The organism is Methylomagnum ishizawai, assembly GCF_019670005.1.
Taxonomy (GTDB): domain Bacteria; phylum Pseudomonadota; class Gammaproteobacteria; order Methylococcales; family Methylococcaceae; genus Methylomagnum; species Methylomagnum ishizawai.
In genome coordinates, this window is sequence record NZ_AP019783.1 from 3,943,548 (window position 1) to 3,968,112 (window position 24,565).

Sequence of the window (24,565 nt, forward strand, 5' to 3'; positions counted from 1 at the left end):
GTGAAATCGAAACCTTCTGGATGACGATATCGGCGACGATTTTGACAACCCGCATTTCCCCATCTTTGCCTTTGTTGGAACTCACCGCCTTTATCCCAGTTTCAAAACCACATTGGGGCGATGCTCGAATTTTTCTTTCTTGAGCTTTATAACATGGTGCAGGTTGGCGATGGTGCGGAAATCATTGATCAAAGAGGAGATTTCTCCGCTGATAAGTATGTCTTTCGCATTGCTGGCGGCTTCCGAAGTGATGGACTTTACGAATTCGATCTCTAGAAGGGATAAAACCTTGTCGATTGAGGAATCCTCAAGGCATTTCATCACGGAGGATGCGCTTGCTCCTGGTTCCTCAAGCAGGGTTTTGTCTTCGAGCAATCGTTGTGCTTCGATGGTGTTGATGACTTCGGGGGTAATAAACGCCGACTCGATGATGCGGGAATGGTCTTCATAAAGATTACCATGTTCGTCGGCAGGGTATTCTATCAGGGATAGGCTTTGCGACATTTTGGGGTGTTCCTCTTTATGAAAGGATGGGGCGGGTGGGTTTCGATGAATTTTGGCTATCGTGCCTCTAGCCATCTTGCCATGTGGCGGAATTTTTCGCGCAGCAGCCGCTTACTGTTGCGGGCGATATCCCCAGCATGGGTTTGGTCCGAGCCGAATCCTTGCTGGCCGAGTTCGTAAGCCGTCGATTGCGGCGGCGTTCCGAACAGCATATCCAAGGCCCGTTTGACAGCTTCGCTTTCGGAGATTCCTTCGGCTTGGCAATAGGCCGATAGCCTTGTTCCTATGGAATCGGGTAGGTCAATCGAAGTGGTCATGGCGGGTTTCCGATGGTTGATAGGATCGGATAGGGTTTCGATAGGTTTCGTTTATCGCCTCTACCCATCTTGTCGGACTAAAGTTCGGCCTATTTCTTGCCAATCATTTAGTTGCAATTGCATATTTCTATTCGTCATCCCCCTTCTTCCGCAGTGAAATACGGGGAATAAGCGCGTTTTTTCTGAAATTATTATTTCTCCCCGCTCTACTATTTGCGCATAACTTTCGCCACGACCGTATGGCATTTTGTAAGTATCGAGGATCGCTTCAAATGTTTTCCTTCCTAATGCGACTACAATTTTTGGCTTTACTATTTCGATGTTTTGTTTAAGGAAGTTTTTTCCACAGTTCTTGATCCATTGAGTTTTGACTGGTGCTTGCAGTCCTCCTTCCTTAAGGCATAGGATCGTGTTTGTGAAAAAAAGGATATGGGGTTGATTCTTGGCGGATGTGGGTTGAATATTTATGCCAATCGAATTCAATAGCCTTGCAAGGTTTACGTTCGTAGGATTCTTGGAGTCGTCTGTTCCTAAATCGTTCGGTGTCCCCCAGTCTTGGCCTATTACCATCAATTGTGCATCCAAATTTCCTTGCCATTGGGTCCATGGACCTATTTCACATGAATCGTATCCTCCTTCCGCATAACATGAGGGGTTGGTTAAGCCTTCGCATATATGGCATTTCTTCCTTAGTTGAACGAGTTCTACGTACTGTTTTTGCTTCGAGTTTTCCATGATCTAATCCTTGAGGATACTTATGCTCTGTGATTGAGGATAAAAGTTAATAAAAAACCTCTGTTAACCAATCCGCACATAATGATCCACCAACAAAGCCGAAAACAACCCCATCAAATAAAACAACGAATACCCGAAAGTCCTCATCGCCAACTTATTATCCTGGGCCTTCCACAGCCGCACGGCGAAATACAAAAACCCCAGCCCCAACAATACCGCCGAGCCCAGATAAATCAAGCCACTCATATGGGTCAGATAAGGCAACAGGCTGGAAATGAACAGCAGGATGGTATACAGCAGGATATGCAGCTTGGTGATGGCGTCGCCATAGATCACCGGCAACATCGGCATATCGGCCAGCTTATATTCATCCTTCTTCGCCAGCGCCAAGGGCCAGAAATGCGGCGGCGTCCACACGAAGATCAACAGGAACAGCAATAGCGAATGCGGGTCCAAGCTCCCCGTGATCGCGCACCAACCCAATACCGGCGGAGCCGCGCCCGCCGCGCCGCCGATGACGATGTTCTGGGTCGTGACCCGCTTGAGATAGCGGGTATAAATCACGGCATAGCCGATCAAGGACAGGAAAGTCAGCACGGCGGTCAAGGGATTCACCAAGAATCCCAAGATCGCCATCGACAGCAGGCACAGGATTCCGGCGAAGAAATTGGCCTGCCGGGGCTCCAACTGGTGCTGGGGCAGCGGGCGGTACTCGGTGCGGCCCATCTTGCTGTCGGCCTCGCGGTCGTAGACATGGTTCAGCGCGGCGGCGGACGCGGCGGCGAGGCCGATCCCGAGCGCGGCCCAGAACGACAGCATCAAGGGCGGCGGTTCCGGCACGGCCAGGAACATGCCGATCACCGCCGTGAACACGATGGCCCCGACCACCCGGAGCTTGCACAGCCCCAGATAGGCACGCCAGGTGACGGAAACGGAAGCTGCGGAAGCGGGAAGAGTGGGGGTAGTCATGGTGGGTTTCGGTATTCGATTACAATAGCGGCGGCACGAACACGCGCCCGCCGCGATTCAACGGGCGGCTCCGGGCCGCGTTTTAAGAACAATTTCCCAAGGAGAACGTAATGAAGTTTCCGCATGGACCTGCCTGGGTTCTGCTGTCCTTGATCCCATGGGCCTCGCCGTCCGCGCTGGCGGCCTCCGAGCCGCAGGTGCGCGAATTCCTGCTGGATAATGGTTTGAAACTCTTGGTGCAGGAGGACCATCGCGCCCCCGCCGTGGTTTCGCAGGTCTGGTATAAGGTCGGGGCCAGCTACGAATACGGCGGCATCACCGGAATATCGCATATGCTCGAACACATGATGTTCAAGGGCACCGCGAAGCATCCGCCGGGGGAGTTTTCCCGCATTATCGCAGCAAACGGGGGGCGCGAAAACGCTTTCACCGGCGAGGATTACACCGCTTATTTCCAGACTTTGGAAAAGAGCCGTTTACCGGTGAGCTTCGAATTGGAGGCCGACCGGATGCGCAACCTCAAGCTGTTGGAGCCGGAATTCGCCAAGGAACAGCAGGTAGTGTTGGAAGAACGCCGCCTGCGCACCGACGACCAGCCCCGCGCCAAGATGCAGGAGCATTTCGACGCGCTGGCCTTCACCAACAGCCCTTATAAGAATCCCGTGATCGGCTGGCCGGACGATGTGGCCGGGCTGAAGGTGGACGATCTCAAGGCGTGGTACGGCCAGTGGTACGCGCCCAATAACGCCACCGTGGTGGTGGTGGGCGATGTCGATTCGGACGAGGTCTACAAGCAGGCCAAGAAATATTTCGCCCCGCTCAAGCCCAGCAAATTGGCCCCGCTCAAACCGCAACGCGAGGTCGAACAACTCGGGGAACGCCGGATGACGGTCAAGCTGCCCGCCAAACTGCCCTATCTGGCGATGGCCTATAAGGTGCCGGTGTTGAACACCGTGACCGAGGATTGGGAAGCCTACGCCCTCGAAGTCGCGGCAGGCATCCTCGATGGCGGCAATAGCTCGCGCCTCTCCAGCCGCTTGGTGCGCGGCCAGCAAATCGCCGCCTCCGCCGGGGCCGGTTACGATCTCTACGCCCGCATGAACAAGCTATTCACCCTGGAAGGCACGCCCGCCCAAGGCAAGACCGTCGCCGAGTTGGAAAAGGCGCTCAGCGAGGAAGTCCGCCGCCTGCGCGAGGAGCCGGTGTCCGCCGACGAATTGCAGCGGGTCAAGGCCCAGGTGTTGGCGGGCCATGTTTATCAGCTCGATTCCATGTTCTATCAGGCCATGCAACTCGGCATGGCGGAAACCGTGGGCCTGGGCTGGAAAAAGGTGCAGGAATACGTCGATAAGGTGAACGCGGTGACAGCGGAGCAAGTACAGAAAGTGGCCCAGAAATACCTGATCGAAAACCGGCTGAGCGTCGCCCATCTCGACCCGCAGCCCTTGCCCGAAGGCATGCCGGCCCCCGAGGAATCCCCGGCGATGGGAGGTGGCCATGTTCGCTAAGCGCCTATCCCGTTGCTTTTTCCTGATCCTGCTGGTGGTTTCGGCGCAAAGCTTCGCCGTGCCCAAGATCGAGCATTGGACCACGGCCCGCGGTGGCCGGGTCTATTTCGTGCCGACCCAAGGCTTGCCGCTGGTCGATGTGCGCTTGGTATTCGATGCCGGTAGCGCCCGCGACGGGGCCAAGTTCGGCCTCGCCGCCCTGACTTCCGGCCTGCTCGATACCGGCGCGGGCGACTGGGACGCCGACGCCATCGCCCAGCGCCTGGAAAACGTCGGCGCGAACCTAGCCACCGGAGCCGCCCGCGATTCCGCCTTCGTGTCCCTCCGCAGCCTGACCCATCCCGAGAAACTTGGCGTGGCCCTGGAAACCGCCAAGGAAGTCCTGGCCCATCCCCGTTTCGATCCCAAAGACCTGGACCGCGAAAAAAGCCGCACCCTGCTGGCGATCAAACAGCGCGGCGAGGAACCCGACGAACTGGTCGATATCGCCTTCATGAAAGCCCTGTACGGCGACCATCCCTACGCCCACCCGGCGGAAGGTTTCACCGAAACCGTGCAACCCCTGACCCGCGAGGATTTGGTCGATTTCCACAAGCGCCTGTATGTGGTGAAAAACGCCATCGTGGTCATCGTCGGCGATGTGAAGCGGGCCGAGGCCGAAACCATGGCCGACACCCTGCTGTCCGGCCTCCCGGACGGCGAAGCCCAACCGCCCTTGCCCGATCCCGTGCCGAACAAAACACCGGAACCGGTCAAAACCGCCTTCCCATCGGAGCAAACCCACGTCCTGGCCGGTCAACTGGGGATGAAGGTCAACGATCCCGATTATTTCGCGCTCTACGTGGGCAACCACATCCTGGGCGGTAGCGGCTTGGTGTCGCGGGTCAGCATGGAAGTGCGGGAAAAACGCGGTTTCGCCTATAGCGCCTACAGCTATTTCTATCCGCAGCGGGTGGCGGGACCGTTCGAGATCGGCCTCCAAACCCGCAACGACAAGGCCGAGGAAGCGGTGCAGGTGGCGATCAAAACCGTCAAGGACTTCGTCGAGCAAGGCCCGACCGACAAGGAATTGGAAGCTTCCAAACAAAACATCGTCGGCGGCTTCGTGCTGCGCCTCGACAGCAACCAGAAGCTCACCGGCGAAGTGGCTTCCATCGCCTTCTACAACCGTCCGCTGGACTATCTCGACACCTTCACCCAGAAGGTGCAGGCCGTGACCAAGGACGATATCAAGCGGGCCTTCAAGGCGCGGATCGATCCCGATCATCTGCAAACCGTGCTGGTCGGGGGCGCGGTGAAGTGAGGAACGAACTCCGCATCATCGGCGGAACCTGGCGCAGCCGCAAACTCAAGTTTCCCGACGCCCAGGGCTTGCGGCCCACGCCCGACCGGGTGCGGGAAACCCTGTTCAACTGGCTGCGCCTGGATATCGAGGATGCCCGCGTGCTGAACCTGTACGCGGGCAGCGGTGCCTTGGGGTTCGAGGCCGCTTCCCGCGGCGCGGCCCAGGTGGTCCAGGTCGAAATGAACCCCGCCGTCTGCGCCGCCCTGGAGCAGAACCGCGCCCTGCTCAAGGCCGATCAAGTCCAGATCGTCCGCGCCGACGTGATCCGCTATCTCGAAGGTTCCGCCGAACCTTACGACCTCGCTTTCGTCGATCCGCCATTCCGCCATAACCTTTTGGTGCCCTCCTGCGTCCTGCTGGAACAACGCGGCTGGCTCAAGCCCCAGGCCAAAGTCTATTTCGAGATCGAACATGGGGTGAACCTGGACGGCCTGCCTCCGGCATGGCGCTTGCTGCGTAATGGCACGGCGGGCGAGGTCAATTATTTCCTCTACGAAAGACACCGGAGCGAAGCATGAAGATTTCCGCGATCTATCCGGGGACTTTCGATCCCATCACCAACGGCCATGTGGATTTGGTGACGCGGGCCTCGCGCATCTTCGACCGGGTGGTCGTGGCCGTGGCCGAGAACAAGAACAAGCAGCCGCTGTTCACGCTGGACGAACGGGTGGCCTTGGTGCGCGGGGCGCTCGCGGGTTTGGGCAATATCGAGATCGTGGGTTTCGATACGCTCCTGGTCGAATGTGCCCGCAGGTACGGCGCGGGCGTGATCCTCCGGGGGCTCCGGGCGGTGTCGGATTTCGAGTTCGAATTCCAACTGGCCGGGATGAACCGCCAACTCGGGCCGGAACTCGAAACCATGTTCCTCACCCCCGGCGAAAATTACGCCTATATCTCGTCTTCCCTCATCCGCGAAATCGCCAAACTCGGCGGCGATGTGTCGGGCTTCGTACCGCCCCCGGTATTGGCGGCGCTGGCCGGCAAATTCGCCGCCTTCCAGGAGAAATGAACGATGGCCTTGCTGATTACCGACGAATGCATCAATTGCGATGTGTGCGAACCCGCCTGCCCGAATGGGGCGATAGCCCAGGGCGAGAGCATCTACGAGATCGAGCCGGGGCTTTGCACCGAATGCGTCGGCCACCATGACAAACCCCAGTGCATCAAGGTTTGCCCGGTGGAATGCATCATCCCGCATCCCCATCATGCCGAGGACCGGGATACGCTGTATCGGAAGTTCTTGTTGCTGTCGGGAGAAGGCTAACCGCCGTATGAATCCGGCCATCCAACTCAGCCCCAGCGAAGCCTTCGATTTCCTGCTCCATGTCGCCGTGGTCCGGCCCGTGTTCATGTGGGGCGCGCCCGGCATCGGCAAAAGCGCCCTGGTCCAGCGCTTCGCGGATACCGTGGGACTCGAATGCGTGTCCTTGCTCGGCAGCCAGTTGGCCCCGGAAGACTTGCTCGGCGTCCCCAAGATCGACGGCGAATGCTCGCGCTTCTTCCCGCCCGCCAATATCGTCCGCGCCCAAGCCTTCGTGCTGTTCCTCGACGAACTCAACGCCTCCAGCCACGAAATCCAAAAAGCCTTCTACTCGCTGATCCTGGACCGGCGGGTCGGCGAATACCATTTGCCGGCCGGCACCATCGTTATCGGCGCGGGCAACCGGGCCAAGGATGCCGCCATCGTCAAGCCCATGCCCTCGGCGCTCATCAACCGGCTGGCGCATATCCATCTCCGCGCCGACCATCGGCAATGGCTGGATTGGGCCATGGCCGAAGGCGGCATCCACGCCTGGGTGTTGGATTATCTCCGCTTGCGGCCTGACCACCTGTGGAGCGAACCGCCCAAGCATGAGGAACCGTTCTCGACCCCGCGCAGCTGGCATATGTTGTCCGACGCCCTGCATTCCTTCGGCGATGGGATCGCCGATACCTTGCTGGAAGCCCTGGCTTTCGGCCTGCTCAGCCCGGCTCATGCCGGGCAGTTCAAAGGCTTCGTCAAGCAAACCCGCCAAAAGCACACTTTGCACGCCATCCTCAAAGGCGAGGCGCAATGGCCCGCCGCGCCCTGCGACCGCGATGTGCTGTATTTCCTGGCGCAATCGTTCCGGGGCTTATTGCGTAAGGAACTGCCGGAAGACGAAGCCTCGGTGCGCGGCGAGCATAAGCAATTGGCGGTAAAGGCCAAGGACCGTTTGCGCGAACTGGCCCGCATCAGCGTGGAGATCGCCCAGTCGGTGCTGGCCGAGGACGACGAGGGCCAGCGCCTGCCGGCTTGGTTCCTGGTGGAAGTGGCGCGTGACCTGCCGCGCCTCGCCGCCCGCGACAAAGGCCAGCCATGAGCCGCCAGAAATCCAAATCCGACCCGGCGCGGGAGGCCCGCGAAGCGGGCATCGCCCTGGTCCGGGCCAACCCGGTGCTGGCCCCCTTGGCCGAGCGGGCCACGATCCGGGCCGATATCGAGCAAGCTTATGTGGCGGAATCTGGCTGGGTGGCGGTGACGCCCAGGGGATATCTGTTCCTGCATCCCAAGCGCCGCGCCACGCCGGAGGAATGGGCGCGGCTCGTCGCCTTGATGCTGGCCTGCCTGGGCTTCGGCTGGGTGCGGGGCCGCCCGCCGCAAGCGGCTTGGGAATTGGCGGCCTTGCTGGTGGCGGACCGCTTTTGCGGCGATTTGAAGATCGGCCACTTGCCGGAAGCGCTGGCCTATCCGCCGCCGCACATCCCGGCGGGGGGTGAGGAGGTCTTGTTCCGGGCTTTGTGCGTGGAAAAGGTCGATCCCCGCTTGACGGCATTCCGCGAAGCTTGCTGCGGCGGGGGTCGGCAAGTGTTCTGCGCCCTGGATGAAAAAATCCCGTCTTGGGTCACGCTCCCGAAGTGGAAGGATTTGCTGGCCGAAGGCATCGCCCAAGGCGTGGGCCGCGCCCTGGAAATCGCCGCCGACCCTGGCGGCAACGCCCCGGAACGCCCACGCGCCAACAGCCCGGCGCAGCGGGCCAAGCGCCGCTTGATCGACCATCATCCCTTGCTGGGCGCGTTGGCGGCGGGCTTCGACCTCGAAGAAAGCCTGGAATCCTGCCGCCGCTACGATATCCAGGTGGCGGCCATCGATGTCGGTGCCCGCCGCATCTGGATCAATCCGGCGGCGGGTTTGGGACCGGAGGAAACCTTGTTCGTGTTCGCCCACGAACTCCTACACGCCGGGCTGAACCACGCCTCCCGCCGCCGGGGCCGCGATCCCTTCCTGTGGAACGCCGCCTGCGATTTCGTCATCAACGGCTGGCTCAAAGCCATGGGGGTGGGCACACCACCCAGCATCGGGATGCTGTTCGACCCGGAGTTCGCCGAGTCCTCGGCGGAGGAAGTCTACGACCGGCTGGCGCGGGATATCCGCCGCGCCCGCAAGCTCGCCACCCTGCGCGGCCTTGGGCAATGCGATTTCTTCGGCGAGGAACGCGGCCCCGGTTTCACCGACGCCGAAAGCTATTGCCGCCGGGCCTTGGCGCAAGGCTGGGAGCGCTGCCAAGCCAGCGGGCGGGGCTTGATACCCGCCGGTCTGGCCGAGGCCATCCGCGCCCTGTCGCAACCGCCGATCCCTTGGGATGTGAAGCTGGCCGAATGGTTCGACCGCCAATTCCCGCCGCCCGAATACCGCCGCAGCTATGCCCGCCCCTCGCGCCGCCAGAACTCCACGCCGGATATCCCACGGCCTTCCACCTGCCAGCCCCCGGAAGAGCAGCGCAAAAGCCGGGTATTCGGCGTGGTACTGGACACCTCCGGTTCCATGCAACCGCAATTATTGGGCAAGGCATTGGGAGCCATCGCCAGCTACGCCATCGCCCGCGAGGTCTATGCCGTGCGGCTGGTGTGTTGCGACGCAGTGGCTTACGACGGCGGCTGGGTGGAACCCGAGCGGCTGCTGGACCGCTATACGGTGCAAGGACGGGGTGGTACGGTCCTGCAACCGGGCGTGGATTGCCTGCGCGGTTTGGCCCGGCGCGGGGATTTCCCCCGGCGCGGCCCGGTGTTGGTGATTACCGATGGTTATTGCGAGGACAGCCTGGAGATCCCGTTCGAACATGCTTTCCTATTGCCGGAGGGCGGGCGCTTGCCGTTTCCGGCGCGGGGCGAGGTGTTCGGGGTGGAATGAAAGGCTTGGAGCCAGCCAAAGCACCGGGCGGGGTTTTGGGCGATTTCCAGAAAAAAGCCCGGCGCGGCGCGCACCCCTTCGGAAATCGCCTTTATTAATCGCTAATCCTCCAACTCCACCCCGGTCACGCAGACATCGCCATCGTCGATCACCAACTGGACCGGGGTCAGGTATTTCCCCTGGCAGGGACCGATGAAGCATTTGCCGGTATCCAGATCGAACTGGGCGTGATGCCTGCCGCAATTCAGGAAATTCCCCTCCTCGTCCATGAATTGCCCCGGCGTGGTATCCAAGCGCTGGCCGGTATGCGGGCAGGCGTTCTCGAAGCCGAAAAAGTTGTTGCCCTTGCGGGTGATCAAGATCGGCCAGGGTTTCACCTCGCCGTTTTCGTAGCGGCGCGACAGCCAGTAGCCGTGGCCTTGTTCCTCCTCGATTTCTATGGTGCGGCAGATCGCGAATAGCTCGTTCATGGGGTGTCCTCGATGATGGGATGGTGGACTGGCTGTCGAGCAAGTTCGGTGCCGTGGACCCCGGCGCGGCGCAGGCCGTCGAATCGGGGACTTGGCCGCAGCGGCGGGCGTGGCAGGCTTGTCGGCAAGCCGACAGGCGATGTCGTGAATTCTCCGTGTGTCGGGTGGAACCGGGCGCGGCGGGCCGGGGTGGATCGCGCCGGGGCCATCCACCCCACAACCGGGTCAGGGCGCGACCTGGATCAAGAAGCCCGGTCCCCATTCCAAGGGATAGGCACCGAAAGCGGTCGCCTGGAGCTGCAATAGGTATTGGCCGCTGGCCGTCGGGGTATAGACCAGGCTGGAAATCTTCCCCAGGTCGGTCGTGGTCTGCCCGGTGAGTTCGGCGGTGTTACCCAGGCGGATATTGTCCAACTGCCAGCCGATGCCCACGCCGGTCTGTGGGTAATAGGAACCGCCCTTGAAGGCATAGGCGAACCGTAGCCGCACCGTCCGCCCGGCATAGGCTTGCAAGGACACTTGGCGGGCCACATAGCCGGATTCGCCCGCGCCGCCGGTGCCGGCTTGCTCGTACTCGGTCTGCCAGCTTTTACCCCCGTCCGGCGATACCTGCACCTGCGCCGCCTGCGCGCCGGTCGCCCAGCCCAGGCGGCTATCGAAGCGCAGGACCGCCTGGGCGTCCTTGACATAGAAATCATGGTCCCAGGTCAGGCTCTGGGTGCGAGGCGGGGTGGGATGGGCCAGATGGAAGGCGTATTGGCCGGTGGCGGGCGCGGCGACCACCACCGGATAGGCGGCGGTGTCGGCATCGACCACGAAACCGGCGGCGCTGTTGGATTCCGCGCCCGCCACCGTGGTGAAATCCTGGAGGACGCCGACCCGCAGCCGGTAGCCATCGGCCCTGGACACCGGGGTGAAGCCATAGGTTTCCGCCTGGTTGAACGCGGGCTGGGCGTTGCCGCTGAGGACCGGCGTCACGCTGGCGGCGGTCTTGACCTGGGGATCGAACGCCTTGACATCGTAGACGAAGCTCTGCGCCACGCCCCCGATCAACACATTCGTCACCGCCACATGGAACACCTGGTCGGCGGCGGTCGGGACGATGGCGGTGCCGAGCCGGAAGGACAGGGTATTTTCGCCATAGCCATTGCCGGGATGGGAGACCGTGACGGGAATGGCGGTCCCGCCCCGGCTCACCACCACCCCGGCCTGGCTGAAATCGGCCTTGGGATAGGAAATCGACCAATCGGGGTAGATCAAGCCGTAGGGCACATAGCCCTTGGGCGGCCAGGCCACGAAACCATCGCGGGTGGCGGGCCGGGCGTCGCCGCCGTGGCCGTCGAACACCCAGAGCGCCGAGGCTTGTTTATAGGTGGGTTTGGACGCATCGGCCACGCTGCCCTGGCCCATGTTCTTGGTCTGCGGATAGAACACCCAGCGCCGGTGGCCGAGCGAGACCGTGCCGGCGTCGTTCATGTACATGTCTATCGACGCGGCCCCGGCATTGCCCGCCGCCAGATTGGAACTCCCCGCCGCCGTGGCGCCGTCCGCCGTGTAGCAGGTCCACCCCGGGGGCGGGGAATGGCTGAGCGACTGGTTCGCCAGCATCATCAGGGCCGCCTGCTGGGCCTTGGCGTTGTAATCGGCCAGGAAGGTGACGGTGGCGGGCACCCCGGCCATGGCCCGGAAATAATTGACGCGGGTCAGTCCGGCTTTGAGGTAGTCGGTGGACACCCTGCCCGGCTTGCAGCCCGCCAGCTGGCCGGTCCAGCCCATGGCGACGCCTTCGGAGGCGGCGTACACGGCGTTGTAGAAATTGCGGGCGTCCTCGCGGTTTTTGGGGATGTTGACGGCGAAACCGCCGGTCCGGCCCGCCTCGGCCCCCCCGGCCTGGACGGCGAGGATCAGGGCGATGGACAAGGACCGCAGGCGATGGGAGGGATAGAAGATCGGCATGGGGATGTTCCTGGAATTGGACGTTATGGCGAAACCAGATGTAAAGGGTAGCAACCCCCCGCCATGCCAATCAGTGACCCATCGCCGATTTCCGCGGGTTCCCCGGCGGAATCCACAGCCCGCGCCAACCGCCGGACACCCGCCGCGCCCCGGCCCGTGGCCGTCGGCCCCCAGGTTAAGGATGAAACTAAGGATTTCCCCTAAAGAAATCCCCAGGCCACCGCGCCACAAAACCCATTATGGGTGATATGAACCGAACCTATCGCGTCACCTAGGCGCGAAACCCGCCCCAAGCTTTTTCCGCACTCCCATATCCCTAAAAACCAGCACCCCGAGCAAGCTTCGCGCCTAAATCTGCCCCTAAAATGGGTAATATTCACCATGGAATTTATGTCAAACTAATCTAGCTTTAGGAGGCGCTACGGTTTGCGTATCGCAAGCGTCACAGTAAAGGATTTACCGTCTCACACTTATTTCTTGAGGTTCTCTTTCACACCGGGCCGGCCCGCCCGCCATGGCCCTGGCACCGACCCACTCCGCCAACCGTTCGGCGGCGAGGCCGACGATGGGTTCCGATACCGGATTCGCGGCGAGCGGATCACGCCAGACCCTGGGTCCGCCGCGCCATCGCCGACCACCACACCCGGCCTTTATGCCCGAAACCCATGGCGGCAAGCCTGTCCGGCGGGCAGGGCCGATCCGACCACCCACTTTAGGAACAAGGCTTCATCCACCGATCCATAGCCGCCGGGGCGGCATTTTATCCACAGGAGGTTGTTATGACTTTTTGGTTGTTGAACGGTCTCTGGAACGGCGAAGGCGAGCGCCTCCGACTCGCCATGCACCACACCCACACCGCGATGGTGGTTCTGGACGCGGAATTCGCCGTGGTCGGCGTCAATGCCGCCGCCAAGGCGCTGCTCGGGCGCTACGCCGAGGATATCCGCGCACTGAACCCGGACTTCCGCCCCGACGCCCTGCCGGGCAGCCGGATCGACCGTTGGCCCGGCATCGACCCCGCCCTGCCCAAGCGCCTGCGGGAGAGCGAATCCGGTCTCAGCGGCTTCGTCGGCGTAGGCCAACACCGCTTCCACATCGCCGCCATCCCGCTCGCCACCCGCCCCGGCAAGATCACGGGCTACGCCATCGAATTCTGGTACGCGACCGACCATCTCGAAACCGAGCGCATCGGCGAAATCATGCGGCAAATCCTGGCCGGCACCGAATACGCCATCATGACCTGCGACGAGAACTTCAACATCACCTACGCCAACCCGGCGGTGCTGCGGATTTTCGAGGACAACCTCGAAGCCTTCGAGAAGCTGTTCCCCGGCGTCGATCCGCGCCGCTTGGTCGGACTCTCCATCGACACCTTCCACCAACACCCGCGGCATCAGCGCCAATTGCTGTCCGATCCGCGCAACCGCTCGCTCTCGACCACCATGAAGCTGGCCGACCATACCTTCCGGTTGACCACCTTTCCCTTGGTCCGCAAGGATGGCCGTCCCAACGGATTCGCGGTGCAATGGGACAACATCACCGACCAGGTCCGGGGCCAGGCCGAAATCGAACGCCTGGTGGAACAAGCCGTGGCCGGGAACCTGGCCCAAAGGGTGGATATCGAGCGGGTCGGCGGCGGCTTCAAACAATTCGGCGAGAGCATCAACCGGGTGCTGGACGCCGTGGTCGGGCCGCTGCATGTGGCCGCCCACTATATCCAACGCATCGCCCTGGGCGATATCCCGCCCGCCATCGCCGACCCCTACCAGGGCGATTTCGACACCATCAAGCACAACCTCAATACCTTGATCGGCACGCTCAACGATTTCGAGGCGGCGCAGCGTAAGATTTGGGACGAACACCAGGCGGGAGCCATCGACTACATCATCCCCGCCGAGCGGTTCAACGGCGTGTACGCCCGCATCGCCGGAAGCATCAACCAACTGGTGGCCTCGCACATCGCGGTGAAGATGCGGGTGGTGGAGGTCGTCAAGCAATACGCCGAGGGCGATTTCTCCCAGGACATGGACCGCCTGCCCGGCAAGAAGGGCCAGATCACCGCCGCCATCGACGGGGTGAAGGCCAACCTGCAAGCCATGCAGGCCGAGATCATGCGGCTGGTGGAAGCGGCCTTGCAGGGCAAGCTCGCCGCCCGCGCCGACGCCGCCAAGTTCAAGCACAGCTTCAAGGACATGGTGGAAGGCATCAACCAGACCCTGGACGCCGTCATCGGTCCCCTGAACGTTGCAGCAAATTATGTGGACCGCATCGCCCAGGGCGATATCCCGCCCAAGATCGCCGACAACTACCAGGGCGATTTCAACGTCCTCAAGAACAACCTCAACACCCTGATCGGCACGCTCAACGATTTCGAGGCGGCGCAGCGGAAAATCTGGGACGAACACGCCGCCGGGGCCATCGACTACGCCATCCCCACCGAGCGGTTCAACGGCGTGTACGCCCGCATCGCCGGAAGCATCAACCAACTGGTGGCCTCGCACATCGCGGTGAAGATGCGGGTGGTGGAGGTCGTCAAGCAATACGCCGAGGGCGACTTCTCCCAGGACATGGACCGCCTGCCCGGCAAGAAGGGCCAGATCACCGCCGCCATCGACGGGGTGAAGGCCAACCTGCAAGCCATGCAGGCCGAGATCATGCGGCTGGTGGAAGCGGCCTTGCAGGGCAAACTCGCCGCCCGCGCCGACGCCGCCAAGTTCAAGCACAGCTTCAAGGACATGGTGGAAGGCATCAACCAGACCCTCGACGCCGTCATCGGTCCCCTGAACGTTGCAGCAAATTATGTGGACCGCATCGCCCAGGGCGATATCCCGCCTAAGATCGCCGACAACTACCAGGGCGATTTCAACGTCCTCAAGCACAACCTCAACCTCGCCATCGACAACGTCAACGCCTTGATCGCCGACGCCGACATGCTGTCCCAAGCGGCGCTGGAAGGCCGCTTGGAAACCCGCGCCGACGCCGCCAAACACCAGGGCGGCTACCGCCGCATCGTCGAGGGCGTGAACCAAACCCTGGATTCGGTCATCGGGCCGGTGAACGAGGTCATGCGGTTGTTGACCTTGATCGAGCGCGGCGACCTGACCGAAAAGATCGACGCGACCTACCAAGGCAAGCTGCGCCAACTGCGGGACTCGGTCAACAACACCGTGGACAAGCTGTCGGGGGTCATCGCCGAAGTGCGCCAAGCCTCCGACGCGCTGGCCAGCGCCACCGAACAAGTCAACGCCACCGCCCAGGCCTTCAGCCAAGCCACCACCGAGCAATCCGCCAGCGTCGAGGAAACCGGCGCTTCGGTCGAGCAGATGGCGGTGTCGATCCGCCAGAACGCCGACAACGCCCATGCCACCGAGAACATCGCCAACGAATCGGCCAAGGAAGCCGGCGAAGGCGGCGACGCGGTGCTGCTGACCGTGCAGGCCATGAAGCTGATCGCCTCCAAGATCGGCATCGTCGACGACATCGCCTACCAAACCAACCTGCTGGCCCTGAACGCCGCCATCGAAGCCGCCCGCGCCGGGGAACACGGCAAGGGCTTCGCGGTGGTGGCGGCGGAAGTCAGGAAGCTGGCCGAGCGCAGCCAAGTCGCCGCCCTGGAAATCAGCCAGCTCGCCGCCGACAGCGTGGAGCGGGCCGAACTGGCCGGACGCCTGCTGACACGGATGGTGCCCGCCATCGGCAAGACCTCCGAGCTGGTGCAGGAAATCGCGGCGGCTTCCCGCGAACAATCCAGCGGGGTGGAGCAAATCAATCTGGCGATGAACCAGCTACGCAAAGTGACCCAGCAAAACGCCTCTTCCGGCGAGGAATTGGCCGCCACCGCCGAGGACATGAGCAACCAAGCCGAGCAACTGGGCCGGCTCATGAATTTCTTCCGGGTCGGGAACGATGCCGGAATGGCCATGGACCGCTTGGCACCCCGCGCCGGGCCGCGCCCAAAAACCAAGCCCCGCGGGCAGGCGGCGGAAACCCCGGTCAACGAACGCGAATATGTCCGGTTTTGATGGGAGGATCGCACCATGAACCTAGCCAATGCCGCATTATCCAATCCCGCCCACGACGAGATCGGCGACCAGGAATTCGCCAACCTGGGCCGCCTGATCCGCCACCGGGTCGGACTCGATTTGTCCCCGGCCCGGAAATATCTGGTCACGGGACGGCTGGGCGGCCGTTTACGGGCCTTGAACCTGCGCGGGTACGGGGATTATCTCGATCTCTTGGAAAACGGCTGCGATGAAATGCAGGCGGCCATCGACCTGCTCTGCACCAACGAAACCTGGTTCTTCCGCGAACCCGAGCATTTCGCCTTCCTGCGCGACCACCTCCTGGCCGGGCATAACCGCGCGACCCCGCCGCGCATCTGGAGCGCCGCCTGCTCCTCGGGCGAGGAGCCCTACAGCATCGCCATGACCCTGGCCGGGCGCTATCCCGACACCTCTTGGGAAGTGCTGGCCTCGGATATCAGCACCAAGGTGCTGAACATCGCCAAACGCGGGGTTTATCCCTTGAGCCGTGGCGAAAACATCCCCTTCCCCTTGCTGCTGGAACATTGCCGCAAGGGCATCGGCTCCTGCCAAGGCACGCTCTCTCTGACGCCCCAGTTGCGCGAGCGGGTCCGTTTCCTGCAAATCAACCTGAACGAGCCTTTGCCGGAACTGGGCAGCTTCGACCTGATCTTCCTGCGCAATGTGATGATTTATTTCGACGCGCCCACCAAGCGGCGGGTCTTGCAACGGGTGATCGAGCGCTTGCGGCCCGGCGGTTATCTGTTCGTGGGCCATTCGGAAGTGTTGCACGGTTTGACCGACGCGGTGAGGCCGGTGCGGCCCGCGATTTATCGGAAACCCTAAACAACACGGCTCGGCTGAACCCAAAGGCCGGGAGCGGGACTTCAGGGCTGGTGTTCCCCAACCGGGTTGGGGAACCAGCGCGATCCTACTTCCCCACCAAGCGCAGCCGGTTGGCGTTGGTCACCACCGTCACCGAGGACATCGCCATGGCCGCGCCCGCGATCATCGGGTTCAGCAGGATGCCGAACACCGGATACAGCACCCCCGCCGCCACCGGGATCGCCAAGCTGTTGTAGATGAAGGCGCCCAGCAGGTTCTGCTTGATATTGCGCACCGTGGCCTGGGACAGTTCCATCGCCTCCGCCACCTTGACCAGGGAACCGCCCATGATGACCACGTCGGCGCTCTCGATGGCGATATCGGTGCCGGTGCCGATGGCGAAACCGACATTGGACTGGGCCAAGGCGGGCGCGTCGTTGATGCCATCGCCCACCATGCCCACGGCCTCGCCCTGGTCCTGCAAGGTCTTGACCACCTTGGCCTTGTCCTGCGGCAAGACCTGGGCCCGCACTTCCGAAATCCCGGCCTGGGCGGCGATGGCCTTGGCGGTGATCTCGTTGTCGCCCGTCACCATCAAGACCCGGATACCGGCGGCGCGGAGCCGCGCCACTGCGTCCTTGGAATCGGCCTTGATCGGATCGGCCACCGAAATCAACCCCACCGCCACCCGGTTCACCGCCAGCAATACCGGGGTCTGGCCCTGCCCCGCCAGCGCTTGGAGTGGTTCGGCGAAGGGTCCGGTCTCGACCTGATGCTGCTTCATCAAGGCCGCGTTGCCCAACAGGGCCGCGCTGCCCTCGATCATGCCCGACACCCCATGCCCGATCACCGCCGCGAAGCCGTTCACCGGCAAGGGTTCGATCCCGCGGTCCTGCGCCCCGGCCAGGACCGCCGCCGCCAAGGGATGCTCGGAGCCGGCCTCCAGGCTGGCCGCCCATCGCAGCACCGTATCCTCGGTCCAGCCTTCGGCGGCGGCGACGCTGGCGAGCTTGGGCCGGCCCTCGGTCACGGTGCCGGTCTTGTCCAGCACCACGCAACTCAGCTTGCCCGCGCCTTGCAGGGCATCGCCATTACGGATGAGGATGCCGGACTGGGCGGCGCGGCCCACCGCCACCATGACCGAAATCGGCGTCGCCAGCCCCAAGGCGCAGGGGCAGGCGATGACCAGCACGGTCATGGCGGTGACGAAGGCATAGCCGAAGGCGGGCGACGGCCCCATGATCCACCACACCAGGAAAGTCACGAGGGCGATGGCCACCACCACCGGCACGAACACCGCCGCGACCTTATCCACCAGGCGGGCGATGGCCGGTTTGCTGGCCTGGGCGCGGCGTACGCTGGCGATGATCTGGGCCAGCACGGTGTCGCGGCCAATGCGGGTGGCTTGGAATAGGAAGGTGCCGGATTGGTTGAGCGTGCCGCAGACCACTTCGTCGCCCACGGTCTTTTCGACCGGCATGGGTTCGCCGGTCAGCATGGATTCGTCCACGCTGGAATGGCCCTCGACCAGGACGCCATCGACCGGGATTTTTTCGCCGGGACGTACCCGCAGCACATCGGTCAGGCCGACATCGACGATGGGAATATCGAATTCCTGGCCTTCGCGCAGCACCCGCGCCGTGCGCGGTTGCAGGCCGATCAGGGCGCGGATGGCGGAGGAGGTCCGGCCCCGCGCCCGCATTTCCAGGGCGCCACCCAGGTTGATGAAGGCCAGGATGACCGCCGCCGCCTCGAAATAGGCATCGCGGGTCAGGATCGGCAGCCAATCGCCCGCCACGATGGCCACCGTGGAATAGAACCAAGCCGCGCCGGTGCCCAGGGCGATCAAGGTATCCATATTGGCTTGGCGATGCTCCCAGCTTTTCAGCGCCCCCTTATAGAAATGGCTGCCCGAGTACCACATGGTCCCCAGCGTCAGCAGCGAAATCAGGAACCAGATGCCGCCAGTGCCGGGCGCGCCGAAGGTCGGCAAGCCACCGAAATGCGCCCCGCCCATCAGCATCGCGCCCAGGAGACCCGCCACCGCGGCCTTGTTGATGAGCGAGCGGTAACGCTCCTGTTCCAGCGATTCCTGCTCGCTGGTGTCTTCCAAACCCTCCATGACCGCCGCGTCGAAACCGGCGTCCTGGATGGCTTTCCGCAGGAGATCGGGTTCGACCGGGCCGCGCACCAGGGCGGAATGGTCGGCGAAATTGACATCGGCGGCGGCGACGCCGGGGATATCGCGCAGGGCGGTTTCGACGGCCTGCACGCAACCGGCGCAGCGCATCCCGGCGATGGAAAGGCGGATGGATTTCTGTTCGGATTCGGCCAAAGCGGACATAGCATAGGCTCCGATGGATGGGATGGGGGAATCCGGGCCGGATTCCGGCGACTAAGGAGGGCGGATCGTCCGGTCCCGAAACGGCTTACTATAACAAACCCGTACTCGGAACCGGCGAATCCACCGGGACCGGATAGAAGACCGGTTATGGCTCCATCCCCAGCGTTTTTCAACCGAGGTATTCCATGCGTATCCATTTCCCGCTGCTTCCCTGGTTGTTGGCCTGCGCCTTGGCGCTGCCGACCCACGCCCGCGCCGCCGAAAACTGCCCGCCCCTGCTGGACTACACCGCCAAGCCCCTGCGCGGCGGCGAACCCGTCCAGTTCTGCGAAGCCTACCGGGGCAAGGTCGTCCTGGCGGTCAACACCGCCAGCCAATGCGGTTTCACCCCGCAATTCAAGGGGCTGGAAGCCTTGTACCAGAAATACAAGGATAAGGGCCTGGTGGTGCTGGGCTTCCCGTCCAACGACTTCTGGCAGGAATTCTCCGAGGCCGACAAGACCGCCGAGGTCTGCTATCTCAACTATGGCGTGACCTTCCCCATGTTCGCCAAAAGCCCGGTGAAGGGCGCGGACGCCAATCCCTTCTTCAAGCAACTGGCCGGACAGTCCGGCACCAGCCCGAAGTGGAATTTCTTCAAATACCTGATCGATAGGAACGGCAAGGTGGTGGAAGCCTACGCTTCGACCACCACGCCGGACGACAAGGCTTTGGTGGGGAAGATCGAGGCTTTGCTGGGGGAGGCGGGGAAATAAGGCGGGTCCGGTCCGGGGAGCGGGCCGCACGGCACCTCCCCGGATGCCAAGCCGTGCCCAGGCTACTCGGTCAACACCTCGTAATCCGGCACCACCACCTCCTTGCCACCCCAGCCGAGATTGCAGCCCTTGAAGTCGGAACGCAGCTTGCCAGGATGCAGCCCGCCCTGATAACTGGCCCGGCATACGTACAAGGGCTGCCGACCCGGTGCCGCCTCGGCCCCGGCCTTCACCGCGCCCTCGGGCACCGTGCCACCGCTGGCCGCCACCCAACGCGAGGCCGGGGCATAGCTATCGCCGATGCCCAACATCCCCAGGCGCACCACCGCCACGTCCTTGAGTTCCGGTAACTTCTGGTTGGGACCGACGAATTCCAGGATGCCGCTGTTGCGGGTGGTGCAATCGCGGTCCACCAGTTCGTTGCGGGTATGGCCGTCGCCGCAGAAATGCTCGAACACCGAAAGCTTCTGTTCCATGAGTTGGCGATAGCGCCAGGGGTCGCCGCCGTCCACACTGAGTTTGTCGTAGGAAGCGGCCTTGACACCGGCGCGGGCGGCGGCGGGGAAGCCGGTGACGAAATCGCGCTCCGCCGTGGAGGCGAACACCAGCCCCGAGGGCGCGAAGGAACTGGATGCCTTGGCCACGTCGATGGTGGCTTGGCCCGCGAGCCTATCGAACAACGCGAACATATTGTCCCAGGTCGGCGCGTAGACCTGGGCATTCCAATCGGCGGGCAAGGCACCGTTGCCCACGTCCGACATCCGCACCACGTCCGGGAAGCGGAACACGATAGCCACCATGTCCTGGTCGCGCTGCCAGTGGATCACGTCCTCGGCTTCATAGCCGATATCCAGATAGATATCCAACAGCGACTTGCCGTACACGCTTTCCGGCGTGGTGACGAAGGCATAGGGTTTGCCGCTGAGGAAGGCGCCCGCGGACAACGCATTGGTGTTGGTCAGCGTTCTGCCGCGCGGCGCGATGCGGACGAACACATCGCCCTGGCGGGTCAGCGCGGCGTAATCGACCTTGGGCGTGGCGGTGTCGCTGATTTTTTGCGCCGCCTGCAAGACGGCGGGCGAAGCGCCGGGGCTGCTATAGAGGATGGGACGCTGGTCGGCACTGGCGCACTGAGTTGCCAAGGCCAAGGACACAGCGAACAGGCGGGTTATGGTTTTGGGATTCATCGGGAGGATTCCTCGCGGGGATGGGAGCGTGGATGCTGCACTGGATGCTCATATTCCCGGCTTGGCAACAGCCGGAAGCCCGATTATGACCATTTTTGTGAACAGGGTCAAAATCCCATTACATAGCAAGCACCCCATCCCATCCATACACCTTCCCACCGACCCTGCCCGCGCGCGCGGACGGGCACACCCTATCCCCAGGAAATGCTGGATTTCCCGCGCCAAGCCCGGCACCGCACGGAATCCACAGCCACCGCGCCACTATCATAGGCTTCCCCCACCCCCCGGAATCCAACCCCCCATGAGCCGACGATCCGCCCCGTTCCGCCGCGCCGCCGACGCCCCCGCCCTGCCCGCCGGCACGGGCCGCTTCATCCTGTATTGCCTGCGGGGCTTCCGTAAATGGCTGGTCCTGATGCTGTTGCTCGAAGCCGGGCAGGCGGCGGGCAGCATCCTGGTCCCCTACGCCATCAAGCGCCTGATGGACGGCGTGGCGGCGGGCGGGGCGCTGGTGGAAACCCTGAAGGAACCCTTGCTGCTGTTCGCGGCGCTGAACGTGGCGGAAATCCTGTTCAGCCGGGCCAGCGGCGCGGTGTTGGTCACGGTCGGGCCGCGCCTCCGCCAAAGGACCGCCCGCGACCTCTACGCCTATCTGCAACACCATTCGGCGCATTACTTCAGCAACCACTTCGCCGGAGCCCTGGCCCACCGCATCAGCGAAACCGCCGTCAGCGTCAACCATACGCTCTGGGCCATCCTGTTCGATTTCTGGCCCATCGTCATCACCTTCGGCTTCACCTGCGGCCTGCTGTTCCGTGTCCATGAACAACTGGGGCTGTTCGTGGCCGGTTGGATGGCGGTCTATGTGCTGATTTCGTATTGGCTCGCCACCCGCTGCCAGCCCTACGCCCAGGAGTTCGCCGCCGTGCGCAGCCGGGTCAACGGCAAGATCGTGGACGCCGTCACCAATATCCTCAACACCAAGCAGTTCGCCCGCCTGCGCCACGAGCGCGAACAACTGGAAACCCAGCTCGAAGCCGAGGTCCGCGCCGGACGCCGGACCTTCTGGTACATGGAAAAAGTGCGCTGGTTCCAGTTCATCGCCGCCGCCATCCTCAAACTGGGCACGGTGTATTACGCCCTGACCCTGTGGGAAACCGGCAACATCGGCGCGGGCGATTTCGCCATGAGCGCCAGCCTGGCCCTGCTGATCATCGGCGACGCCCGCAACCTGAGCCGGCGCTTCCTGGAATTCTTCGAGTACCTCGGCAATGTCGCCAATGGGGTGGACGCCCTGGTCCAGCCGCACGGGATCGTGGACGCGCCCGACGCCCAGCCACTCCACGCCAGCCAAGGCCGGATCGAGTTCCGCGCCGTGCGCTTCGGCTACCAACCCGAGCGCCCGGTGTTCGACGGCCTGGATGTGGTGCTGGAACCGGGGCAGCGGGTGGGCTTGGTGGGGTTTTCGGGTTCGGGCAAATCGACCTTCGTCAGCCTGATTTTGCGCAACTACGAGCCGCAGTCGGGGCAAATCCTGATCGACGGCCAGGACATCGCCCGCGCCACCCAGGATTCGCTCCACCGCCAAATCGGCCTGATCCCGCAAGACCCGACCTTGTTCCACCGCAGCCTCCGCGACAACATCGGCTATGGCCGCCCGGACGCGGACGATAGGGATATCCGCGAAGCCGCCCGCATGGCCCATGCCGAGGGCTTCATCGAAGCCATCCCGGAGGGCTATGCCTCGGAGGTGGGCGAACGCGGGGTGAAGCTTTCGGGCGGGCAGCGCCAGCGCATCGCCATCGCCCGGGTGATGCTGAAGGATGCGCCGATCCTGATCCTGGACGAAGCCACGTCCAGCCTGGATTCGGTCACGGAACAAGCCATCCAGGACAACCTGGACCGGGCCATGGGCAAGAAGACGGTGATCGCCATCGCCCATCGGCTCTCGACCATCGCCCATCTCGACCGCATCCTGGTGTTCGACAAGGGCCGCATCGTCGAGGATGGCAGGCACGAGGAGTTATTGGCGCGGCGCGGGTTCTATTACCGGATGTGGACCATGCAGGCGGGGGGCTTCCTGCCGGAAGACGGGGGATGAAGGTGGGGCGGCGTCCGTGCCGCCCCGTGCGGTGGTTCAGGGCGTGCCTTGCACGAAGGGCAGCAGATAGTAGTCGTACATATACTGCATGGCACCGAAGACCTTGGGATTGGTCTTGCGGACCGAACCGCCCCGGATCGGCGGCTTGGGATCGTATTCCAGGTCGAGCATGATGGCCTGGGCGTAGGCGTTGTTCAAGGCGGTGCCACCGAACAGATCGACCACGATGGCCAAGGCCATATCGATGCCGGCGCTGACGCCCGCCGAAGTCCAATATTTGCCGTCCCGGACCCAGCGTTCCTGTTGGAAACTGGCCCCGTATTTGGCGAGGACTTCCTGGGCGCGGTACCAATTGGAGGTGGCCTGCTTGCCTTGCAGCAAGCCCGCCGCCCCCAGCACCCAAGACCCGGTGCAGACGCTGGTGGTATAGACCGTGGTTTGGTCGATGCGCTTGATCCAATCCAGGACCGGCTGGTTCTGGGTTTGGGCGGCGGTTTCCAGCGCCCCGCCCGGAATCAGCAGGATATCCAGCGCGGCGACATTATCGATGGCCTTATCCACCTGGATTTTCAAGCCATCGTTGGTGGTGATCGTGCCCGCCTGTTGGGCGATCAAAAAGGTTTTGAGCCCGGCGGTTTTGAAAACCCGGTATGGACCCAGGGCGTCCATGCTGTTCACCCCGTCGTAGATATAAATCCCGATACCGTTTTGATTGACATTGGGATTGGGGGTGGAACCCATCAGGGTATATAGGTATTGCTCGGGGTCGTATTTGGCCTGGGCCAAGCCCGACAAGAGCGTCAAACAGGCCAAGAGGCATATTCTTATCGATAACATCCGTTATCTCCTAGGCTGGTGCGGTTGTTCAGGGTGGATCGGTGCGCCGGAACCATTCCGGCCCGCCCACGGGTGCAAGGCACGGGCCAAAACCGCCCAGGACCGGCAAAGCGGCGGCGCTTCCCGGTGCGCCGCGATCCAATGGCGCGGTTTGTTCCGGTATATGGCGCATAAACCCACCCTATTCCACGGATACTGGCGCGACCGGAAACCGGGATCGGGTTTTATCAAATTTGGAGGACAACGATGGGCAAGGTGGTGGAATTTCCCAAATCGGTCTGGACCCGCGAGCGCATCCTGCGCGACGAGCTATACCGTTTACACGACGACAGGAATCCCTTGTATGTGCTGTGGAAGCTGTTCCGCTGGCAGGGGGCGTTTTTCGACGGGGCGGCGGTGCCGGGCGAGTATGTGGCGGGGGCGCTGGCGATTTTGGAGCGCTATGGCGATTTGCGGGACCGGGAGGATTTCATGGAGATGGCGTTGGGGATGATGCCGGGGGATGGGGGGGATTAGCGGGCCGGGCGGCGCGGGGGAATC

21 protein-coding genes are annotated in these 24,565 nt (G+C 62.8%); 12 read left to right on the forward strand and 9 right to left on the reverse strand.

All coding sequences use genetic code 11. From position 1 onward, the window contains the following. Positions 1 to 90: 90 nt before the first annotated feature. The 4 genes from K5658_RS17790 to cyoE all read right to left on the reverse strand — a co-directional run bounded on the left by K5658_RS17790 (position 91) and on the right by cyoE (position 2,525). Positions 91 to 504 carry a hypothetical protein gene (locus tag K5658_RS17790; RefSeq protein ID WP_221064430.1) on the reverse strand — a complete coding sequence of 138 codons (414 nt, stop codon included), beginning with the start codon at positions 502 to 504 and terminating at the stop codon, positions 91 to 93. Between the two features lie 56 nt (positions 505 to 560). Continuing rightward, positions 561 to 821 carry a hypothetical protein gene (locus K5658_RS17795; RefSeq protein WP_221064431.1) on the reverse strand — a complete coding sequence of 87 codons (261 nt, stop codon included), beginning with the start codon at positions 819 to 821 and terminating at the stop codon, positions 561 to 563. Between the two features lie 60 nt (positions 822 to 881). Then, entirely contained in the window at positions 882 to 1,556 is a 675-nt protein-coding gene (locus K5658_RS17800; protein ID WP_221064432.1) for a uracil-DNA glycosylase family protein, read from the reverse strand. 63 nt (positions 1,557 to 1,619) lie between these two features. Continuing rightward, positions 1,620 to 2,525 carry a heme o synthase gene (cyoE, locus tag K5658_RS17805; protein ID WP_221064433.1) on the reverse strand — a complete coding sequence of 302 codons (906 nt, stop codon included), beginning with the start codon at positions 2,523 to 2,525 and terminating at the stop codon, positions 1,620 to 1,622. A gap of 110 nt (positions 2,526 to 2,635) precedes the next feature. Between cyoE and K5658_RS17810 the strand changes: the two genes are divergently transcribed. From K5658_RS17810 to K5658_RS17840, 7 genes are read left to right on the forward strand one after another with little or no spacing between them, the layout of a single operon-like run. Next, complete coding sequence (locus K5658_RS17810; protein WP_221064434.1) at positions 2,636 to 4,033, forward strand: M16 family metallopeptidase; 1,398 nt, start codon at positions 2,636 to 2,638, stop codon at positions 4,031 to 4,033. Beyond that, positions 4,023 to 5,336 carry a M16 family metallopeptidase gene (locus K5658_RS17815; protein WP_221064435.1) on the forward strand — a complete coding sequence of 438 codons (1,314 nt, stop codon included), beginning with the start codon at positions 4,023 to 4,025 and terminating at the stop codon, positions 5,334 to 5,336. Before K5658_RS17810 ends, K5658_RS17815 begins: the two co-directional genes overlap by 11 nt. Next, on the forward strand, positions 5,333 to 5,896 hold the full coding sequence (gene rsmD / locus K5658_RS17820) for a 16S rRNA (guanine(966)-N(2))-methyltransferase RsmD (RefSeq protein WP_221064436.1): 564 nt from the start codon (positions 5,333 to 5,335) through the stop codon (positions 5,894 to 5,896). The genes K5658_RS17815 and rsmD overlap by 4 nt, the downstream gene beginning before the upstream one ends. Continuing rightward, a complete protein-coding gene (gene coaD, locus K5658_RS17825; RefSeq protein WP_221064437.1) occupies positions 5,893 to 6,387 on the forward strand; it encodes a pantetheine-phosphate adenylyltransferase in 495 nt (164 codons plus the stop codon). The genes rsmD and coaD overlap by 4 nt, the downstream gene beginning before the upstream one ends. 3 nt (positions 6,388 to 6,390) lie before the next feature. Then, the gene (locus tag K5658_RS17830; protein WP_221064438.1) at positions 6,391 to 6,642 is read left to right on the forward strand and encodes a YfhL family 4Fe-4S dicluster ferredoxin; all 252 of its coding nucleotides are present in this window, start codon (positions 6,391 to 6,393) and stop codon (positions 6,640 to 6,642) included. A gap of 7 nt (positions 6,643 to 6,649) precedes the next feature. Then, a complete protein-coding gene (locus K5658_RS17835) occupies positions 6,650 to 7,720 on the forward strand; it encodes an AAA family ATPase (RefSeq protein ID WP_221064439.1) in 1,071 nt (356 codons plus the stop codon). After that, complete coding sequence (locus K5658_RS17840; RefSeq protein WP_221064440.1) at positions 7,717 to 9,528, forward strand: vWA domain-containing protein; 1,812 nt, start codon at positions 7,717 to 7,719, stop codon at positions 9,526 to 9,528. Before K5658_RS17835 ends, K5658_RS17840 begins: the two co-directional genes overlap by 4 nt. A gap of 101 nt (positions 9,529 to 9,629) precedes the next feature. Here K5658_RS17840 and K5658_RS17845 read toward each other — a convergent pair whose 3' ends face one another. Further along, positions 9,630 to 9,998: a Rieske (2Fe-2S) protein gene (locus K5658_RS17845; protein WP_221064441.1), complete on the reverse strand. Its 369-nt coding sequence runs from the start codon at positions 9,996 to 9,998 to the stop codon at positions 9,630 to 9,632. Positions 9,999 to 10,223: 225 nt separating this feature from the next. Continuing rightward, positions 10,224 to 11,954: a CAP domain-containing protein gene (locus K5658_RS17850; RefSeq protein WP_221064442.1), complete on the reverse strand. Its 1,731-nt coding sequence runs from the start codon at positions 11,952 to 11,954 to the stop codon at positions 10,224 to 10,226. A 779-nt stretch (positions 11,955 to 12,733) separates the two neighbouring features. Between K5658_RS17850 and K5658_RS17855 the strand changes: the two genes are divergently transcribed. Together K5658_RS17855 and K5658_RS17860 are read left to right on the forward strand one after the other, a co-directional pair. Then, positions 12,734 to 15,976 carry a methyl-accepting chemotaxis protein gene (locus K5658_RS17855; RefSeq protein ID WP_221064443.1) on the forward strand — a complete coding sequence of 1,081 codons (3,243 nt, stop codon included), beginning with the start codon at positions 12,734 to 12,736 and terminating at the stop codon, positions 15,974 to 15,976. 15 nt (positions 15,977 to 15,991) lie between these two features. Next, the gene (locus K5658_RS17860; RefSeq protein ID WP_221064444.1) at positions 15,992 to 16,822 is read left to right on the forward strand and encodes a CheR family methyltransferase; all 831 of its coding nucleotides are present in this window, start codon (positions 15,992 to 15,994) and stop codon (positions 16,820 to 16,822) included. Between the two features lie 85 nt (positions 16,823 to 16,907). Here K5658_RS17860 and K5658_RS17865 read toward each other — a convergent pair whose 3' ends face one another. Then, positions 16,908 to 19,145, reverse strand: a complete 2,238-nt coding sequence (locus K5658_RS17865) for a heavy metal translocating P-type ATPase (protein ID WP_221064445.1) — start codon at positions 19,143 to 19,145, stop codon at positions 16,908 to 16,910. Between the two features lie 185 nt (positions 19,146 to 19,330). On the opposite strand from K5658_RS17865, the gene K5658_RS17870 reads away from it, so the two are divergent. Next, positions 19,331 to 19,900 carry a glutathione peroxidase gene (locus K5658_RS17870; protein ID WP_221064446.1) on the forward strand — a complete coding sequence of 190 codons (570 nt, stop codon included), beginning with the start codon at positions 19,331 to 19,333 and terminating at the stop codon, positions 19,898 to 19,900. A gap of 62 nt (positions 19,901 to 19,962) precedes the next feature. Here the strand turns inward: K5658_RS17870 and K5658_RS17875 are convergent, their stop codons facing one another. Further along, complete coding sequence (locus K5658_RS17875; protein WP_221064447.1) at positions 19,963 to 21,087, reverse strand: DM9 repeat-containing protein; 1,125 nt, start codon at positions 21,085 to 21,087, stop codon at positions 19,963 to 19,965. 301 nt (positions 21,088 to 21,388) lie between these two features. On the opposite strand from K5658_RS17875, the gene K5658_RS17880 reads away from it, so the two are divergent. After that, positions 21,389 to 23,188, forward strand: a complete 1,800-nt coding sequence (locus tag K5658_RS17880) for an ABC transporter ATP-binding protein (protein ID WP_221064448.1) — start codon at positions 21,389 to 21,391, stop codon at positions 23,186 to 23,188. A 36-nt stretch (positions 23,189 to 23,224) separates the two neighbouring features. Here K5658_RS17880 and K5658_RS17885 read toward each other — a convergent pair whose 3' ends face one another. Further along, positions 23,225 to 24,025 (reverse strand): DJ-1/PfpI family protein, encoded by an 801-nt coding sequence (locus K5658_RS17885; RefSeq protein ID WP_221064449.1) that lies wholly within the window; start codon positions 24,023 to 24,025, stop codon positions 23,225 to 23,227. Between the two features lie 246 nt (positions 24,026 to 24,271). On the opposite strand from K5658_RS17885, the gene K5658_RS17890 reads away from it, so the two are divergent. Then, positions 24,272 to 24,541 carry a hypothetical protein gene (locus K5658_RS17890; RefSeq protein WP_221064450.1) on the forward strand — a complete coding sequence of 90 codons (270 nt, stop codon included), beginning with the start codon at positions 24,272 to 24,274 and terminating at the stop codon, positions 24,539 to 24,541. Positions 24,542 to 24,565 lie beyond the last annotated feature (24 nt).

Coding starts and splice junctions, on each gene's coding strand:
- K5658_RS17845 (WP_221064441.1), bottom strand. CDS start 9,998: ATGAACGAGCTATTCGCGATCTGCCGCACCATAGAAATCGAGGAGGAA.
- K5658_RS17860 (WP_221064444.1), top strand. CDS start 15,992: ATGAACCTAGCCAATGCCGCATTATCCAATCCCGCCCACGACGAGATC.
- K5658_RS17830 (WP_221064438.1), top strand. CDS start 6,391: ATGGCCTTGCTGATTACCGACGAATGCATCAATTGCGATGTGTGCGAA.
- K5658_RS17790 (WP_221064430.1), bottom strand. CDS start 504: ATGTCGCAAAGCCTATCCCTGATAGAATACCCTGCCGACGAACATGGT.
- coaD (WP_221064437.1), top strand. CDS start 5,893: ATGAAGATTTCCGCGATCTATCCGGGGACTTTCGATCCCATCACCAAC.
- K5658_RS17810 (WP_221064434.1), top strand. CDS start 2,636: ATGAAGTTTCCGCATGGACCTGCCTGGGTTCTGCTGTCCTTGATCCCA.
- K5658_RS17815 (WP_221064435.1), top strand. CDS start 4,023: ATGTTCGCTAAGCGCCTATCCCGTTGCTTTTTCCTGATCCTGCTGGTG.
- K5658_RS17835 (WP_221064439.1), top strand. CDS start 6,650: ATGAATCCGGCCATCCAACTCAGCCCCAGCGAAGCCTTCGATTTCCTG.
- K5658_RS17890 (WP_221064450.1), top strand. CDS start 24,272: ATGGGCAAGGTGGTGGAATTTCCCAAATCGGTCTGGACCCGCGAGCGC.
- K5658_RS17850 (WP_221064442.1), bottom strand. CDS start 11,954: ATGCCGATCTTCTATCCCTCCCATCGCCTGCGGTCCTTGTCCATCGCC.
- K5658_RS17880 (WP_221064448.1), top strand. CDS start 21,389: ATGAGCCGACGATCCGCCCCGTTCCGCCGCGCCGCCGACGCCCCCGCC.
- K5658_RS17885 (WP_221064449.1), bottom strand. CDS start 24,025: ATGTTATCGATAAGAATATGCCTCTTGGCCTGTTTGACGCTCTTGTCG.
- K5658_RS17840 (WP_221064440.1), top strand. CDS start 7,717: ATGAGCCGCCAGAAATCCAAATCCGACCCGGCGCGGGAGGCCCGCGAA.
- K5658_RS17870 (WP_221064446.1), top strand. CDS start 19,331: ATGCGTATCCATTTCCCGCTGCTTCCCTGGTTGTTGGCCTGCGCCTTG.
- K5658_RS17855 (WP_221064443.1), top strand. CDS start 12,734: ATGACTTTTTGGTTGTTGAACGGTCTCTGGAACGGCGAAGGCGAGCGC.
- K5658_RS17795 (WP_221064431.1), bottom strand. CDS start 821: ATGACCACTTCGATTGACCTACCCGATTCCATAGGAACAAGGCTATCG.
- K5658_RS17800 (WP_221064432.1), bottom strand. CDS start 1,556: ATGGAAAACTCGAAGCAAAAACAGTACGTAGAACTCGTTCAACTAAGG.
- K5658_RS17875 (WP_221064447.1), bottom strand. CDS start 21,087: ATGAATCCCAAAACCATAACCCGCCTGTTCGCTGTGTCCTTGGCCTTG.
- K5658_RS17865 (WP_221064445.1), bottom strand. CDS start 19,145: ATGTCCGCTTTGGCCGAATCCGAACAGAAATCCATCCGCCTTTCCATC.
- cyoE (WP_221064433.1), bottom strand. CDS start 2,525: ATGACTACCCCCACTCTTCCCGCTTCCGCAGCTTCCGTTTCCGTCACC.